Genomic DNA, 18,103 nt, shown 5'->3' with positions numbered 1-18,103 from the left:
AAATAAAACGCCCTATCGCTAAAACTAAAAATAGTGATGGGGCGTATACTATTGTAAAGGACGAAATTTTTTAGTAATTTTATCCAATTTACTCAAAGCAAAAGCAATGACTAAAAACAGCAAAGAGATCAGGTGTTCATTTTGTGGTGCTGGTAAGCAGGATAGCCTGATGCTCATAGCCGGATTAGATGCGCATATTTGCGATAAATGTGTTAATCAGGCTAATGAGATTTTAGCCGAAGAACTTAAGGTTCGTAAAGTTAAATCATCGCCATCAACGCCATCGATATTAAAACCGGGCGAGATCAAAACTCACCTCGACCAATACATCATCGGTCAGGACGATGCCAAAAAGATACTTTCAGTAGCGGTATACAATCACTATAAACGCCTTAACCAGCGTGTTGATAAGGATGAGATCGAGATCGAAAAATCAAACATCATTATGGTGGGCGAAACCGGTACCGGTAAAACCTTATTGGCTAAAACACTGGCCAAGGTTTTAAATGTGCCTTTTTGTATATGCGATGCCACCGTATTAACCGAAGCCGGTTACGTAGGCGAGGACGTTGAAAGTATACTTACCCGTTTACTGCAAGCCGCTGATTACGATGTAACCGCGGCCGAACGTGGTATAGTTTATATTGACGAGGTTGACAAGATAGCCCGTAAAAGCGATAACGCGTCCATCACCCGCGATGTATCCGGCGAGGGTGTACAACAGGCTTTGTTAAAGATACTTGAAGGTACACTGGTTAACGTACCACCACAAGGTGGCCGTAAGCATCCCGATCAAAAAATGATCACCGTAAACACAAGCAATATTCTGTTTATATGCGGTGGCGCGTTTGATGGTATTGAGCGTAAAATAGCAGGCCGTTTGCGCACGCAAACTGTTGGCTACAAGTTTAATAGCGATGATAGCGAGGTTGACCTAAAAAATCTGTACAAGTACATCACCCCGCAGGATCTTAAATCATTCGGGTTGATACCTGAGCTGATCGGTCGTTTGCCTGTGTTAACTTACCTTAACCCGCTTGACCGTGATGCCCTGCACAACATACTTACCGAGCCTAAGAACTCGCTGCTTAAACAATACAAAAAACTGTTTGAGTACGAAGGTGTAAAGCTTGATTTTGAAGATGAAGTGCTTGATTTTATAGTAGATAAGGCAATGGAATTTAAGTTAGGAGCCAGGGGGCTTCGTTCCATTTGCGAAGCGATAATGATAGACGCGATGTTTGAATTCCCATCACAAAAGGATGTGAAAGAACTGAACGTAACTTTGGATTATGCCCGTGAGAAGTTTGAAAAATCAGACCTCAAAAAGTTAAAAGTAGCTTAACAATAACCCAATAGCCCGAGCGCTATCTTTATTGATAATAAAACACGAACCCTGGTGAAACGCCGGGGTTTGTTGTATCCGATAGTTTTTGACTGATCAGTGCAATCAAAAATAGATCGGTGTAATCAAATAAGTAATTAACAAAGGAGAAATATATATGAATGAAGAAACCGTAGTAAAAAAAGACGAAGACATTGTAGAGAACGCTAAAAAGGTAAAAGAGGTACAAACGCCTATACGCCGCGGTTTAAAAACCAAGCAGGCCATTGTAGATAACTGGTTGCCGCGCTATACGGGCCGCCCCTTAGATCAGTTTGGGCAGTACATTATTCTCACCAACTTTTCAAAGTACATACAGCTGTTTTCGCAATGGAATGATGACGCACCGGTTATGGGTCTTGAAAAACCGATGCAAAGTGTTACCGCCGGTAACATCACCATCATTAACTTTGGTATGGGCAGCCCGGTTGCAGCTACCGTGATGGACTTGCTTACGGCCATTAAGCCTAAAGCCGTTATTTTTTTAGGCAAATGCGGAGGTTTAAAAAAGAAGAACAACGTAGGCGATTTGATACTGCCGATAGCCGCCATAAGGGGCGAGGGTACATCAGATGATTATATGCCTGCCGAAGTACCGGCATTGCCATCGTTCGCGCTGCAAAAAGCCATATCGACTACCATACGCGATATGTCGCTTGATTACTGGACAGGCACCTGTTACACCACCAACCGCCGTGTTTGGGAGCACGATAAAGAGTTTAAGGCCTACCTCAAAAAACTGCGCGCCATGGCCGTTGATATGGAAACCGCTACCGTGTTTGTAACCGGCTTCGCTAACAAGATACCTACTGGCGCGCTGCTGTTAGTATCAGATCAGCCAATGATTCCAGAGGGTGTTAAAACCAGCGAAAGCGACTCGAAAGTTACCGAAGGCTATGTGGAAACGCACCTTAAAATAGGTATCGAATCGTTAAAACAACTCATCAACAACGGGCTAACCGTTAAGCACCTGCGGTTTTAATTACCGCCGATGCTCACTTTCTTGAGGCCCTCGCGGCCATAAAACACAGGGAAATACATCAGCTCGGCCTTTGCCGGGTTAAGGGTGTATTCCCCATCATAGCGGGGCATCAGTTCAACCTCAAATTTGTATTGCCCCTGTTTAAGCTTGCGGCAAAAGATGCTAACCTTCTCTTTAAAGTATTCGCGGTGTATCTCGTTATTACGCCACGATTGCTCCTTGCTTTCATACGAGCATCCGGCCGGGATAGGTATCTCTATCATTACAAATTCGCCATCGGCACGGGCGGTAACATCAGCTATTAGTTTTACCTTTTTGCCGCCTTTTAAACCGGTTGTTTTGTTGCCATTGTTTTCAAACCAGGTGGTTACGGTAAAATCCTTGCTTACCTTTTCGGGTTTGCTGTTCCAGTATTGCTGGTAGCCGGTAATATAAACAGGCAGCGTGCCTTTTTTGCTGATGTTTAGCGCCTGGCTATCAAACGTAGCCGAGTAGGGGAAGGTACTCACCGTTTCATTTTTGCCACCTGTTAATACCAGTTGCGATGGTTTAAGCCCGTCCTGATCTTTCATCAGATCAGGCAAAACGGTTTCCAATATCAATGATGACTCGTAGGTATTGCGCCAGCCACCATCACGGCGTTGCTCAAGCAGGTAACCCGTTATCCTGTCGAGCATTGGCTGTTGCTTGCCCGAGTTTTTCAATATCTGGTAAGCCAGTATGCTTAACTGTACCGAGTTGTCAAAAAAGCTGTAACTGTTAACATTATCGCCCCAATAAACGTTGCCGAACATGGTGCTTTTTTTACTGCTCAGCAACGGATTAACATTGGCAGGTAAACCGGCCTTTTGCTGAATCAGTATTAAACGGTATTTATTATAATCCGATAAATGTTTCATGGCCGATTGCTCCTTTTGGATGGCGGCAATATATTTCTTGTAGTCGGCTTTGGCTTCCAGTTTAAGCAGCAGTTCAATAGCGTTAAGTTTATCATAACCGTTGTAGCGCTCCAACTGATCAATTAAATATGTGGTTATCTTTTGCTTATCAAGGTTAACAGTATATTTTTCAGCTTGCGCATCAAGCAAGGCTTCAATCACATGCCTGCTTATCCATATCTCCTCATCGCTCTCTTTCCACCAACCCCAAAGGCCGCTACCTTTACGATTTTCGTTCAGTTTTTTGAGTATGTCGAGTATGTTCTTGTCGTGTGTAAATGGTTGTTTCAAATAACCTTTAATACGCTTTTCGCCTAATAAACCTTTTAGTTTTGAGGCTAACTGCTCATTACACAGGTAGCGGTATTCGCGCAGTTTATCAGTTTCCTCGATCAGCGTTGGCAGGGCCGATGCCTCGGCACGGAAGGTTACCTTGCCTAACGCGGCATCAAACTTAATGCTCATGCTGGTATCGCCACGCAGCACCTCGAATATACCCTTGGTTTCCTGCACTCCCTGTTTTACAACCGGTATTTTGCGTTGTTCACCATCGCCATAGCCATTATCGCGTTTTATAGCGTACTCAAATGTAAGGCTGTCAGTTGCCGATGCAGTGATGGCCAGCGTATCTATCTTTGAATTACTTACGTTAAGCGAATCCTGTTTTAGCTGTGTGCCATTGTATTTAAAGGTACGTTGCAGCTTAACCGGGGTAGTGTTGTAATTCATCACCTTGCCTATAACGTTCATCTTATCGCCCTCAACGGCAAACTGGGGTGCTATCATGGCCGCGCTAACCGGTTTAAAGGCTTTAATGCCACCCTCGGTTAAAGCGGTTTCCATTTTATTGCTCACACCAATAAAAAAGGTACGCCACTTGGTTATATCATCCGGAAAAACAGTGGTAAAGCTGGCCTTACCATTGGCATCGGTAGTTAAACGGGGTTGCCAATAGGCATAATCGTTAAAGTTTTTACGCAGGGTATTGCCACCGTTTTGCGCTACAGCATTAGCCTCAGCCTCATCGGCAGCTTGTTTCTTTTTGGTGGTAATTATGATTACCCCATTAGCAGCACGGCTACCATAAATGGCTGTAGCAGCAGCATCTTTTAATACAGAGATATCTGCAATATCTTCGGGACTTAAGCTTTTAAATACAGACTGTGTTACTACGATCCCGTCAATTACTACAAGCGCATCACCGCCGATTAAAGATCTGTTGCCTCTAATGTGTATACTGTATGTACTCCCGGGCGTACCTTGGGTTATAGATAAACCGGCAACACGACCAGCAAGATTATACGATAAATTGGCAGTTTTAATACTACTTACAGCACCGGTAGCATTCATTCTTTTTTGTGACCCATAACCCACTACTACAACCTCGTTTAATTGATGCGAAGCCGCATTTAATGATATAAAATAGTTCTCACCCGACCGTATAATAAACTCCTCTGTAATAAAGCCAATAGATGCCACTATTATTTTACCTTTATCGGGTACTTTTAATTTAAAATTGCCTTTTGCATCGGTTGTTATTCCATGTTTAGTGCCTTTTAATAACACACTTACACCCGGCAGCGGCAGCTTATCATTGGCAGAAATTATAGTTCCGGTAATTACATTAGTAAAACCGCTGTCATCCAGATATTTTTCGTTAAATGATTCCTTTATGGTGAGTGCATCACTCTTAATTTCCCTGTCGTTATTATTATGGTCGTCCGACCGTTTTTGTATAACCTCATTGATCTTTATACTTACCGAATCGCGCTTGCGAGGTTTTAGTGTAATGGCATAAAAGTTTGTGCCATCAGGTTTTATATTGATGTTCTCCTCTATATGATATTCATTGTTCTTCAGCAAGAACACCATGCGGATTTTTCCGGCTAATAATCGCCTGAAATTAGATGCATCTCCCTGATATACTTCTAAAAAATCAAGATCATCATTTCGGAACAGAATGATATTTTTTATGAAGTACTTATCCTTATTACTTATGCTGATGGTTAAGTTGCCGATGTTTTTATTGTTTATATTGAGGTTTTGAAACAAGGGCTGGGTTCTGCTGCGCTCATCCAGATAGTTTTGCCATATCGTATCAGCAGCGGCAGGAGTTAATACAAAGTCAGTATAATTATTGTTGTAGTTGCCGATGTTTAAATATTTGTAATAAGGATGGTCATCAAAGCTTTTTTGCTTTAACAAACCAGGTAAAAAGGTATAATCATACCCCGTTTCGGCCATAAAGATTTGATCAGCATTGCCCTTTACCTTATATGTAGCCAGGTTGGGCGATATTGGTCCGGTTAATATTTTTGAACGATTAATGCCGGTTGTTTGTGGGTTAAGTAAATACAATCGTTCTCCTTGTTGCAGCGTGGCTAATTGCATTTCAAAGGTATTCTCAATGCTTATCAGATAATTGTTCAGCGTTCGTTTTTCATCACGTAACAAGGTATCGGGCATGTTTTTCATGCTGATATCAAATCGTTTGATGGTTGTATCGGCATTGATACTGAAAATATTTTTCATGCCATGTTTTATGACCACATCCTTCACCTCAATATCCATTTTATTAGTACGCATCCTGATATCGTGCATGCCCGAATCAACCCTGAAACTATACCTTTTCAAATCCTCTGTTTGCGAAAAGTGTACCGGTACATTATCAATATAAAGTATGTGTACCGGAATAATAGCTCCCTTATACACCACAAAGGGGGCTATTTGAGTGATATTATCTGGCGCGCTTTCGGTAATACTATAAGTAGTATCGGGGTGGGTAAAATGATAGTACTCAATACTGTCCAACCCCATCTCTCGGCTCCAGCGTTTCCAGTTAAGCTTCATACTTTCGCTGATCTCTAAAGGTTGATTCTGATATAGTGTTTGAACCTTGGGTATTTTACCAAATGTGCCAAAATAAGGTACCGACGGTGCATTGTATTCTTCAAACTTTGAGGTGAGCGACCATGCTGTTATGTCTGCATTGGCAACTGGTTTGTTATTGTTATCAGTAACGGTAAGTTCAGTAGTTACCTTTTGACCGGGGAAGATGGCGATAGGTTGCTGTACATCAATTTTTAGGGAACCGTCATAATTAGCGTATGTTTGGCTGTATTTCCGTAACCGACCGGCCCATATATAGTAAGCAAAAACGGTAATGTTGGCCTTTGATCTGATCTGTTTATTATAATTAAGCGAATCGGCTTCACCTCGCTCTATCAGTTTATTATCCAGGTAGAGGCTGTACCAGAAATGTATCTTTCGTTTGCTTTCTACATTCATTTTTGCCGAGTCGGTCGTGCGCTCGCCTGTTATTTTTATGCCACTATCTTCTTTACTTAGGTCAAAAGTATTTTGGGCGCTATCGGCCTGTATAAAATAATGGCTGATCTTTGGGTCGATCAATGTGTATGTGGGTAACGTGATCAACTGTTTTTTAAGTGTATCTGTGTTGCTGATGCTGTATAAAGTAGCTTTAAACGGTTGTTTTTTACCACGTATGTAACTATCTATTTTGAGTGTATCGCCGGTAAGTTTTGTACTTATGCGATAGTTATCAGCTTTGTATTCCACAAATTTCCATTGGGAGCGGTGCTCGTTTGATGAATTCAGAAAATCAGCTTGTATATCATACGAAAGGCTTGCCGCCGGAAATATCGAGTCGGGCAGTGTAACCTTAGTTTCGCCCAGCGGATCAAGTTGTACCGTATGCCTCCATAAGGTATCGGGCACAAAAACATGGTCGCCTTTATAGTTTTTGATAGAGCCGGTTTTTACCAGCAGGTCAACACGGCCATCGGGTACGGGTAACCCGTTTTCATCTTCCGCCTTAAGGTAAATATTCAGGGTATCTCCTGTAAGATGGATGCTTTTATCAGTACGCATTTCAAAGTTGATGGCTTTGAGCTCGTACTCCTCATAATCAAACTTATTGCTTACAAATTGCAGGTAATTCTTTTCGCTTTCCTCTAAATCTTCGTCATCGTCATCTTCGTCATTATCCTTTGGGTGCATTTTTTTGGTGTCGGTGAGTAATATGCGATAGGTGTCATCCAGATCAAGATCTAAGCTATCTGTCAAAACAAAACTATACTCATACATACCCGGCCGATAGCTGTTGATAGTTGCCAGTGTTTTAAAATCGTCATTACGATATCTATCTATTAAACGCACCAATACCGGCTTGTTTTTAAGTGGTTTCTTTGTTTTTTTATCGGCTATAAATGCTTTTAACCTTACGGTATCACCGGGTTTGTATTTTGGTTTATTAAGTATCAAAAAGCCGGGGTAATCAGCATATTGGTCATCGTTGTTATACTCCTCATGGTTTTTTTTAGCAAAAAGTTTTTTAAACCATTGTGTTAAAAAGAAAGGCCTATCACGCTCAATTTTATTATAGCTGTAAAAGTTAGTTACCCCTTTATATACCACTTTCACCACATTTCGTTTTGATGCACTAAAGGTGTAGATGCCGTCACCCTTGCTGTAGTTTACACTTTTACCATTGTTGGTTGCTATGGCATCAGTTATAGCATCGCCGCTTTTATCAGTTAAAATAAACTCAATGTGTTTATCCTGACGGACCAACTGCATGGCTACATTCCTGTTTTCAATCAGGTTGAACATCAGCTTGTTCTCATTGGCGTAAACCTTCGCGTAATTACCAAAACCGATTTTGGGGATGTACTGTACCTGATGTTTGGTTAAAACCGAATCCACCTTTTGTTTAAGCATATCATCCGTTATATCCTCATCAGGGTCCTGGTAAAGTTTCAGCAGGTCGGTATCACTTATCTTGTAAAAATAAGTATAGGGGCTGTTGGTGATGCTTTTGGTAAGCTTTTGCTGCGCGAAACCATTAAGGCTTAGCAGGCATAATAGTAATAAGGCGAGTTTTTTCATTTGTGAGATCAGGCTCGTGGTACTGTGGTTAAATATAGTATTTGTAACCATTAGTTTGAAACTAAATATGGCCGCCAGGGTTTGTTAAACAGGTATTCCTGCAATAAGCGGGAATTTGTTTTAGTTAAATCTGATAAAATCTATAGCTTTGCTATACAAAAAATAGAAAACGCCTTTTATGTGGTATAACAACATCCTCGAAACTATTGGTAACACGCCGCTGGTAAAACTCAACAAAATTGTGAAAGATATACCGGCAACCGTTTTGGCTAAAATTGAAACCACCAACCCCGGTAATTCAATTAAGGACAGGATGGCGCTCAAGATGATAGAGGATGCCGAAGCCAGCGGCAAGCTTAAACCCGGCGGAACTATTATTGAAGGTACATCGGGCAATACAGGCATGGGCCTGGCCATAGCGGCTGTTATCAAGGGCTACAAATGTATTTTTACCAGTACCGATAAGCAATCAAAGGAAAAATTTGATGCCCTGCGTGCTTTTGGTGCTGAGGTGATTGTTTGCCCTACCAATGTTGATCCGGAAGATCCGCGTTCGTATTACTCGGTGTCATCTCGCCTGGAGCGGGAAGTGCCCAACTCGTGGAAGCCTAACCAGTATGATAACCTGTCGAATTCGCAGGCGCATTACGAGCAAACCGGTCCGGAGATATGGGAGCAAACCGAGGGTAAAATAACCCACCTGGTAATAGGGGTGGGTACCGGTGGTACCATATCGGGCACGGCGCGTTTTCTAAAAGAAAAGAACCCGAACATTCAGGTGCTGGGTATTGATACCTACGGCTCAGTATTTAAAAAATACAAGGAAACCGGCATTTTTGACAAGAATGAGATATACCCATATATAACCGAAGGCATTGGCGAAGACTTTTTACCGCAAAACGTTGACTTTAGCCTGATAGACCACTTTGAGAAAGTAACCGATAAGGATGCCGCCCTCATGACCCGTGAAATAGCCCGCAAGGAAGGCATATTTGCCGGTAACTCAACAGGCTCGGCCGTGGCGGGTGTGTTGCAGATGAAGGACAGGTTTAAGGAGGGCGATATTGTGGTGGTAGTTTTCCCTGATCATGGCTCGCGCTATATGGGTAAAATGTACAGCGACGACTGGTTGCGTGACCGTGGTTTCCTGAAGGATGATAAACTTACCGCCCGTGACATTATCAGCAAAAAAGAGAGTGCCGAAATCATCACCATTGACCATGAAAAAACAGTTATTGAGGCTATCAACACCATCAAAACGCTTAATATATCGCAAATACCGGTTACCCAGCATGGTAACATCATAGGTAAGGTAACCGAGAGTGATATTCTGGATGCGCTGCTTGAAAGCCCCGGACTAAAATCGCAACCGGTAAAAAATATCACCACCGCGCCATTCCCTTATGTTGATCTGAATACTTCGATAGACCGCATTTCATCCATGATCAACAAGGATAACATAGCCGTATTAGTAACCGACGAGCAAGGCAACGCCGAGATTATTACGCAGTATGATATTATAAACGCGATATCAGCGTAAGGGGGAGAATGCGGATTCAATCGGTATATTTTTACTGCTTCCGCAACTCAGCAAGCTCTTTTTGATAGCGTTGGTTTAGCGATGGCAGCGGGTTATACAGCAAATACACCCCCGAACCTTTCTCTCTCGCCAGCGGATTATTGATTGTGCCTATTTTAACATAGCGCTCAATAAAAGGCTGTAGTTCTTTCACGCCATCTTCATCCTCGGCAATGTAAATAAGGTATTTGGGTACCAGGCTATCGGGCGCCCAAAGTGAAAAGCTGCTGTTGAGGCATACTACGGGCGGTAGGTTAAGTCGTTTGCCAAATACGCTGATGGCACCTGCTTGTCCGTAATTTTCGGCAAATATGCGGGTTTGGGTTTGGGCTTGTTCGCTCAGGCCGTGATAGGCTTTGGCGGTTAGTTCGGCCATTTCATCCCAGCCCAGCATGTCGGCATAATCCTGCGTGGTAGCATGCTGTCGCTGATCTTCCCAACGGGTAATAAAGTCAAGACCGGGTACCATAGCCTGTGTGTATTTTATGGCTGTAACCGTTTGTGGCAACGGTAGCAGTGGTAATACCATAGGTAAAAGTAACAGGTTAGGCGCGGTAACCAGCACAATGGCCGCCGCACGCAATGGATTGCCCGCCGTTTTAAATAAACGATCGAACCCGCAACCTCCCGCTGCGAAAAGCATAGGGTACGCGCCGAACAGGTAATAGCTCTTGCCGTTCATCTGCACTAAAAATATAAAGATGATAACGTAAGCAAATGCCAAAAACTGGTACTTACGCAGCCTGAATGATGCTAACAAAAATACGAAGCCTATAATCCATACAAATAAGGCAATGCCGTTAACCATAAGCTGTTGCATAATAAAATCGCCGGCCTTAATATGTTCCAGCTGGGTGGCGCGCAGTTCGGCCATGTGGTGCAACACCGGGAAGTTGTGCTGCCATTGCCATATCAGGTTAGGCAAAAATACAACGAAACCGGCAAGGGCGGCGCCAATGGTATGTTTGGTGAAAAGTACACGGCGTTGCTTGCTTATAAGCACCCCCAGTACAAGGGCAACGGCATAAAAGGCCATGGTGTATTTGGTAAGCATACCCACGCCGGCAGTTAAGCCGAAGCCATACAAAAATACTACCGACGATGTATTTACATACCTCACTATGCACCAGGTTGCCAGCACCCACCACAATTGATCGAACACTACGGGTTGAAACAAGTAGCCGCTGGCCGCGAAAGCAGGGGCGAATATCATGGACAGGCAGGCAATGGCAATGGCAAACTTACGCCCACCCAATTCAATGGTGATCATGCCTGTTAGCCAGATGATGATGCCGCTGGCCACGGTTGTAAACAGGCGCGACGCGAATACCGAATCGCCAAAAACGGTTAACGAAATTTTAGCCAGCAGGGCAATAAAGGGTGGTACTTCCTTAAAGCCCCAATCAAGGTGATCTGCCAGGGCAAGGTGCAGCAATTCGTCCCGGTGAAAACCGAAGTTTGAGATGGCTATTAAATTAAGCACTACCTTAACGAGCACAAATATCAGCACAAACTTGTGATACTCGGCCCGCTTATTCCTGTAGATCATGCGTGGTTAAAACTGGTTTGATAAAGTTAATATTTAAGTTCGCTATTTACCAAATAATAAAGGGCTGAACTTGCCGACTGTCGGGGTAGGTTATCCATCATCCCTTCAATCAACAGCTCAGCCCTCGTTATAACCTAATTAGTCGGTTATGTTATATGCGTTTTATATCAGCGCCTAATGCTATCAGCCTTTTATCAATATGCTGGTAGCCACGCTCAATTTGTTCAATGTTGTAAATGGTTGATTTACCTTTTGCCGATAATGCCGCGATCAATAATGATACCCCGGCACGAATATCAGGCGAGGTCATGGAGATACCACGCAGTTGTATGCGTTTATCTAAACCAATAACGGTAGCACGGTGCGGATCGCACAGGATGATGTTAGCGCCCATATCCAGCAGCTTGTCCACAAAGAACAAGCGACTCTCAAACATTTTTTGATGTATTAATACTGATCCTTTCGCTTGTGTAGCTACTACCAATACAATGCTCAACAGATCGGGGGTAAAGCCTGGCCAGGGTGCATCGGCAACGGTAAGTATCGATCCATCAATAAAGGTATCTATCTCGTAATGATCCTGCTCGGGGATAAATATATCATCGCCACGCAGCTCCATTTTAATACCCAGGCGTTTAAATACTTCGGGTATAATACCCAACTCTTTATAATGAACATCCTTAATGGTGATCTCAGAGCCTGTCATGGCAGCCAAACCAATGAACGAGCCTATCTCGATCATATCGGGCAACATGCGGTGCTCGGTACCACCCAAACGCTCAACACCTTCAATGGTAAGCAGGTTTGAGCCTATGCCGCTAATTTTAGCGCCCATTCGGTTAAGCATTTTACACAGCTGTTGCAGGTAAGGCTCGCAGGCGGCGTTGTAAATAGTGGTGGTGCCTTTGGCTAATACGGCAGCCATTACTATGTTGGCGGTACCGGTTACTGATGCCTCATCAAGCAATATGTAAGTGCCTTGCAGGTTTGATGCATCAACGTTAAAGAATTCTTCGGTAGTATCGTAGTTAAAGCGCGCGCCCAGTTTTTCAAAACCCAGGAAGTGGGTATCCAAACGGCGACGGCCAATTTTATCGCCACCCGGTTTCGGGATGGCCGCCTTGCCAAAGCGGGCCAATAACGGGCCTACAATCATGATAGAGCCGCGAAGACTGCCGCCCTTAGCCTTAAAGGTATCTGACTGAAAGAAGTTCAGATCGATATTCCTGGCCTCGAATGTATAAGTATCTTCAGACAGGCGCTCAATGGTAACACCCATATCGCCCAGTAATTCTATCAGCTTATTAACATCCACAATATCAGGGATGTTGCTTATGGTAACTTTTTCTTCCGTTAAAAGTACGGCCGAAATTATTTGCAGCGACTCGTTCTTTGCGCCCTGCGGTACAATTTCGCCTTTAAGTTTTTTGCCGCCAATTATTTCAAATGCGTTCTTCATAAATTAGTGTTGGTAATAAACAGGTATGGCAAGGTTAATACCTTGCCCACCCTTAAAAAGTTTTCTCGGTTCAAAAATAAAAAAAGACTGAAGTTTTAGCGCTTAATATTTGCGACCGCCGCTATTATTGCGATTGCGGTTGTTTTGGTTGTTGTTGCGCGGGCCGCCGCCACTGTTGTTATTGCTACGGCCACGGTTGTTTTGGTTGTTGCTTTTGCCGCGTGCATTTTGATTGTTAATCGGGTTGGTACGGTATTCAACTTTGTTAAGGTTGATGTTGTCATCAAGTTTCAACTCTCCGCGCGACATGCTGGCCAGATCGTTAAGGATGATCTCGTCAGATACCGAATCTTTGTTCCACTGTACGTAGGCCATCTTCATAAAGTTGGCAATTGATTGTACCATGTGGCGTTTGCGCTCAGGCTCCTCAATAGCTTTGGCGCGCTCAATCATCAGCTCAATGGTTTTGCCATAGTGCTTGGCACGTATACGCTGGTTGGGGTAGTTAAGCGGCTGTGGTTTTATGTGGATTGATTCCGGAGTTGGTTTCGGGTATGGCGAGTCAACATCTATCTTATAGTCAGATATAATGTGCAGGTGATCCCAAAGTTTGTGTTTAAAGTCGGCAACATCGCGCAGGTGAGGGTTTAAAAAACCCATCAGGTCAATAACCACTTGTGCGTAGCGGTTACGTTCCTCCTTGCTGGGCAAATTGCATATATATTTAACCATGTTCTGAACATTACGGCCATATTCAGACAATATGAGTTTATTCCTTGTTGAGTTATAATCAAACTCGGCAGGCAAAGTGGTAAAAGCCATGTATTATTATGAATGAAAATTTAATTGCAGCCCGTAGCGCTTAAACAGCAGCCGGACTAAAAATGACAAGTTGTATCAATAATTCTTCTTGTAGTAACGCAAATATAACGCAAATGTGTTAATGTGCAAACAAGTTTATTTGGCTGTGAATTTTATTACTTTATTTTAGCAGATAAACATTACCACTTTGAAAGACCAGCTATTGATCAGTAAGATAGATATCTATCGTTTCAGTATACCCATGGAGCCCTTCAGCATCGCGACGGGCACTATGGATCACGCCCAAAATGTTTTTATCCGTATACATACCGATGCCGGTTTTTACGGGGTGGGTGAGTGCTCGGCTTTCCCCATGATCGTAGGTGAAACGCAGGATACCTGTTTGGTTATGGCGCGCGAATTTGCCCGGTTATGGATAAGGCAGAATGCGCTTGATATTGAAGCACGCATGCAACAACTGCATAGCTTTACCGCCGGCAACACCACCATAAAAAGTGCCTTTGATATGGCGCTGTATGATATTGCCGCCAAACATGCTGGTTTACCATTGTATAAGTTTTTAGGCGGAGCAGTGCGCGATATTGAAACGGATATCACCATCGGCATAAACACACCCGAGGCTATGGCTCAAAAAGCCAAGCATTTTAAGGCCACCGGCGCTACTATATTAAAGGTGAAGCTTGGTAAAGATGCTGTTAGTGATGTAGAGCGAATTAAGCAGATACGACACGCGGTAGGATATACCATGCGCATTCGTGTTGATGCCAACCAAGGATGGAGCTTTGATGATGCCATTTATGCCTTATCGGGCATTGCACCGTATGGTATTGAGTTCTGCGAACAACCCATGCGTACCTGGTATGATGATCGCCTGCCCGAACTGATGCAACTATCTCCGGTAAAAATAATGGCCGATGAAAGTGTGTATAACCACCATGATGCCCGCAGGCAGATAGAAAGCGGATCGTGCCATTACGTAAATATTAAGTTCTCCAAATCGGGCGGAATGCTCGAAGCAAAAAAGATACATGATACCGCCGCCGAACGAAATACTCCCTGCATGATGGGCGGCATGCTCGAAAGCCGCATAGGCCTGAGCGCTAAGCTACACTTTGCCTATTCAAGCCCGAACATCAAATTTTACGACATGGACACCTGCATGCTCGGCCACCTTGCGGACCCATGCGTTGGCGGAGTTAAATACGATGGCTATTATTTAAACATAGATGACACCCCCGGCATTGGTGCCGATGCTGATGAAAGCTTTTTGGCGAATTGCGAACGGTTTACGGTAGAGTAACATTTGTCATTTAAGATAATTCATTGAACAAATTTTAGAGAGAAATAGGATTTGATGAAAAGAAGATTTAATTTAGTAGTCGCAACTACTAAATTATAAAAATTATGTCAAATCCAACACAACTTAGTTTTGTTTCACTACAAGTATCTGATCTTGAAATATCCGGGAAATTTTATACCGAGATATTAAACTTTAAACCGGTTTTAAAATCTCCACCTGATGCTATGGTGTTTGAGCAAAAGAACGGAGCCGCTTTTGCTATCAGAAAACCGATGATCGAACTTTCAAAAGCCAATCTGCTTGGTTGGGGAGTGGCGGTATGGTTTGGAATAGGAAACCTGGATAAATTTTTGGAGAAGAATGCAGGTAAGATCACTATTGTTAAGGATATACATCCAACACCTTTCGGAAGAATCCTGGTTATATCTGATCCTGATGGTTATGCAATTACTCTACAGGAAACAACAGAAGATTAATGGCAACAAGATATTGGGTAGTGGTAACATCACGAGATCATGCTCTTGATGGCGCTAAGGCAGGTGTAGTACAAGTTAACCATGGCAAAGAGGGCCCGTTAAAGAGAATGAGCGCCGGGGATAAGATTTTATTTTATGCCGGAAAAGAAATTTACGGGCAAAAGGATTTGTGCCAACGTTTTGTTGCTCTTGCGGTATTAGCTGACGATAACATTTTTCAATATGAAGTTTCAGCAAATTTTAAACCCTATCGCCGTAAAGCCGAATACCTGGAAGGTAACGAAGCCGAAATCAGACCGCTAATTAACCGTCTTGAATTTATTGAAAATAAAGAGAAGTGGGGCTATATTTTCAGGACAGGTTTATTCGAGATACATAAGCATGATTTTGATTTGATTGAATCACAAATGCATGATAAGTAACATGGATCAACAATCGCAAATATTCTCATACATCGAACCTGAAGAAAATAGCGGCTATTTACTTTGGCAGGTTACCATGCAATGGCAGTTAAAGATGAACAGGGCATTAGGAAAAATAGGGCTCACGCTAACTCAATTCTCTTTAATGGCGGGTATTTATTGGTTAGGCAAAAAACAAACAGTTACCCAGCAACAATTGGCTGATTACGCTAATACCGATAAAATGATGACTTCTAAAGTTTTAATTACTTTAGAAAAAAAACACATCATTGAAAGAGTAAAAGACCCGGACGATAGCCGTGCCAAGCAATTAAAAATTACTGATAAAGGTACACAAACTCTTAGAGAGGCTTATCACATTGTTCAGCAAGTGGATGACGCGTTCTTTAAAAATGTGGTGAAAGATAAGCCGGTATTCGACAGTTTACTGATTATGTTGATAGAATAAAGCTATGAACAACAAAGGCTCCCGATATATCAGGAGCCTTTGTTAATTATATAAGGAGAGCTTATTTGCTCAATTCATCAAAATATTTATAAAACAGCGGTATGGTTTCAATGCCTTTAAAATAGTTGGCAATATCATACTTTTCGTTTGGCGAGTGCAGGTTGTCGCTATCCAGGCCAAAACCCATCAGTACTGTTTTTATACCAAGCTCGGCCTCAAATAAAGCTACAATAGGTATACTGCCGCCGCCACGAGTTGGTATAGGCTCTTTCCCGAACGATTCGGCAATGGCTTGTTGTGCCGCCTTGTAAGCCACACTATCAGTAGGGGTTACCACCGGTTCGCCACCATGATGCGGGGTTACCTTTACTTTAACTGATGGAGGGGCAATGCTCAAAAAGTGATCGGTAAATAGCTTAGTGATCTTTGCCGACCCCTGATTAGGTACCAAACGCATTGATATTTTGGCGCTCGCTTTTGATGGCAGCACGGTTTTGGCACCTTCGCCAATATAACCGCCCCAAATGCCGTTCACCTCAAGGGTAGGGCGGGTGCCGGTACGCTCAAAGGTTGAGTAGCCGTTTTCGCCCCAAAGCTCGTTAACGCCAAGGTCGGCCTTGTATTCAGCATCATCATAAGGCGCGCTGTTCAGGGCATCACGTTCGGCATCGCTCAGGTTTATTACATCATCATAAAATCCGGGGATGGCAATGCGGTTATTATCATCATGCAGAGAAGCTATCATTTTAGTCAGAATGGTTGCCGGGTTGGCCACAGCGCCACCATAAACACCCGAATGCAGATCGCGGTTAGGGCCGGTAACCTCAACTTCGAGGTATGAGAGGCCACGTAAACCGGTTTCAAGCGATGGGTGTTCCATGCTGATCATCGCCGTATCTGATATCAGCACCACGTCGGCCTTAAGTTTATTCTTGTTTTGCTTAACAAAGTCGCCCAGGTTGTCAGATCCTACTTCTTCCTCACCCTCTATCATAAATTTGATATTGCAGGGCAGGCTGTTGGTCTGCATCATCAGCTCAAAGGCTTTTACGTGCATGTAAAACTGGCCTTTGTCATCGCAGGCGCCGCGGGCAAATATTTTACCATCGCGTATGGTTGGTTCAAATGGAGGAGTTTCCCACAGTTCAAGTGGGTCCGGGGGTTGCACATCGTAATGCCCGTAAACCAAAACCGTTGGTTTGGCGGCATCAATAATTTTTTCACCGTAAACAATAGGGTAGCCGGCAGTTTGGCATACTTCTACATTTTCGGCACCGGCTTCAATCAGCTTAGTTGCAACAAACTCGGCTGTTTTTAAAACGTCGGCTTTATATTTCGGGTCTGCGCTAACAGATGGATAGCGCAACAGGTCAAACAGTTCATCAAGCATTCGCTGCTCATGCTGCGCAACATAATTTTTTATGAATGACATAAATAAATGTATTTGCAGCAAATATAGCGTAAGTTGCTTTTAAACCATGTTGTTTTTCAATTAGCCTCAATGGCGTCGCGCCATCGGTATATATAATATATGTACAGGTTGATCGGTATTAACAAGATCAGTCAGCAGTTGAAATATCACGAACAGCGTTACCCGGAGCTTTCTCAGTTGATGTTGATTTCTCTATCTTGATAATTTGCTCAGATGCCACTTCAGATTTTTTATTGAATGACCATGCAGTAATGCCTGATGTTAATATGATGGCTGCGGCTATGATGTACTTTTTCATTGTTTGTTTTTATTGTATATGTAGATAAAAGGTATTGTGATCGATATGTAATTAGTCGGCAGAAGAAACATCTTTTTTATCACCGGCTTTAGCATCGGCAGAGCTT

General features: G+C 43.1%; 13 protein-coding genes. 7 read left to right on the top strand and 6 right to left on the bottom strand.

What is annotated here, in order from left to right; genetic code table 11:
* The first annotated feature begins 106 nt into the window (after positions 1–106).
* Together clpX and IM792_RS20265 are read left to right on the top strand one after the other, a co-directional pair.
* On the top strand, positions 107–1,345 hold the full coding sequence (gene clpX, locus IM792_RS20270; RefSeq protein ID WP_194103746.1) for an ATP-dependent Clp protease ATP-binding subunit ClpX: 1,239 nt from the start codon (positions 107–109) through the stop codon (positions 1,343–1,345).
* Between the two features lie 157 nt (positions 1,346–1,502).
* On the top strand, positions 1,503–2,366 hold the full coding sequence (locus IM792_RS20265) for an AMP nucleosidase (RefSeq protein ID WP_194103745.1): 864 nt from the start codon (positions 1,503–1,505) through the stop codon (positions 2,364–2,366).
* On the opposite strand, the gene IM792_RS20260 is transcribed toward IM792_RS20265, so the two are convergent.
* The gene (locus IM792_RS20260) at positions 2,363–8,212 is read right to left on the bottom strand and encodes a carboxypeptidase-like regulatory domain-containing protein (protein ID WP_194103744.1); all 5,850 of its coding nucleotides are present in this window, start codon (positions 8,210–8,212) and stop codon (positions 2,363–2,365) included. The genes IM792_RS20265 and IM792_RS20260 overlap by 4 nt on opposite strands.
* 178 nt (positions 8,213–8,390) lie before the next feature.
* Here IM792_RS20260 and IM792_RS20255 point away from each other — a divergent pair, with 178 nt between their 5' ends.
* The gene (locus IM792_RS20255) at positions 8,391–9,752 is read left to right on the top strand and encodes a pyridoxal-phosphate dependent enzyme (protein WP_194103743.1); all 1,362 of its coding nucleotides are present in this window, start codon (positions 8,391–8,393) and stop codon (positions 9,750–9,752) included.
* 31 nt (positions 9,753–9,783) lie between these two features.
* Here IM792_RS20255 and IM792_RS20250 read toward each other — a convergent pair whose 3' ends face one another.
* The 3 genes from IM792_RS20250 to IM792_RS20240 form a co-directional block, all read right to left on the bottom strand.
* On the bottom strand, positions 9,784–11,340 hold the full coding sequence (locus tag IM792_RS20250; protein WP_194103742.1) for a glycosyltransferase family 39 protein: 1,557 nt from the start codon (positions 11,338–11,340) through the stop codon (positions 9,784–9,786).
* A 151-nt stretch (positions 11,341–11,491) separates the two neighbouring features.
* Complete coding sequence (murA, locus tag IM792_RS20245; RefSeq protein WP_194103741.1) at positions 11,492–12,799, bottom strand: UDP-N-acetylglucosamine 1-carboxyvinyltransferase; 1,308 nt, start codon at positions 12,797–12,799, stop codon at positions 11,492–11,494.
* 102 nt (positions 12,800–12,901) lie between these two features.
* Positions 12,902–13,621: a DUF4290 domain-containing protein gene (locus IM792_RS20240; protein WP_194103740.1), complete on the bottom strand. Its 720-nt coding sequence runs from the start codon at positions 13,619–13,621 to the stop codon at positions 12,902–12,904.
* Between the two features lie 241 nt (positions 13,622–13,862).
* Between IM792_RS20240 and IM792_RS20235 the strand changes: the two genes are divergently transcribed.
* The 4 genes from IM792_RS20235 (at position 13,863) to IM792_RS20220 (ending at position 16,267) form a co-directional block, all read left to right on the top strand.
* Entirely contained in the window at positions 13,863–14,921 is a 1,059-nt protein-coding gene (locus IM792_RS20235) for a dipeptide epimerase (protein WP_194103811.1), read from the top strand.
* Positions 14,922–15,025: 104 nt separating this feature from the next.
* Positions 15,026–15,397 carry a VOC family protein gene (locus IM792_RS20230; protein ID WP_194103739.1) on the top strand — a complete coding sequence of 124 codons (372 nt, stop codon included), beginning with the start codon at positions 15,026–15,028 and terminating at the stop codon, positions 15,395–15,397.
* The gene (locus IM792_RS20225) at positions 15,397–15,819 is read left to right on the top strand and encodes an EVE domain-containing protein (protein WP_194103738.1); all 423 of its coding nucleotides are present in this window, start codon (positions 15,397–15,399) and stop codon (positions 15,817–15,819) included. Before IM792_RS20230 ends, IM792_RS20225 begins: the two co-directional genes overlap by 1 nt.
* Position 15,820: 1 nt before the next feature.
* Positions 15,821–16,267 (top strand): MarR family transcriptional regulator, encoded by a 447-nt coding sequence (locus tag IM792_RS20220; RefSeq protein ID WP_194103737.1) that lies wholly within the window; start codon positions 15,821–15,823, stop codon positions 16,265–16,267.
* 61 nt (positions 16,268–16,328) lie between these two features.
* On the opposite strand, the gene IM792_RS20215 is transcribed toward IM792_RS20220, so the two are convergent.
* Positions 16,329–17,699 carry a dipeptidase gene (locus IM792_RS20215; RefSeq protein WP_194103736.1) on the bottom strand — a complete coding sequence of 457 codons (1,371 nt, stop codon included), beginning with the start codon at positions 17,697–17,699 and terminating at the stop codon, positions 16,329–16,331.
* A gap of 127 nt (positions 17,700–17,826) precedes the next feature.
* Positions 17,827–17,997 (bottom strand): hypothetical protein, encoded by a 171-nt coding sequence (locus IM792_RS20210; protein WP_194103735.1) that lies wholly within the window; start codon positions 17,995–17,997, stop codon positions 17,827–17,829.
* Positions 17,998–18,103: the final 106 nt, after the last annotated feature.

Source organism: Mucilaginibacter sp. JRF (assembly GCF_015223065.1).
In the GTDB taxonomy this organism is placed as follows: domain Bacteria; phylum Bacteroidota; class Bacteroidia; order Sphingobacteriales; family Sphingobacteriaceae; genus Mucilaginibacter.
This window is presented reverse-complemented; position numbering and strand designations above follow the sequence as displayed.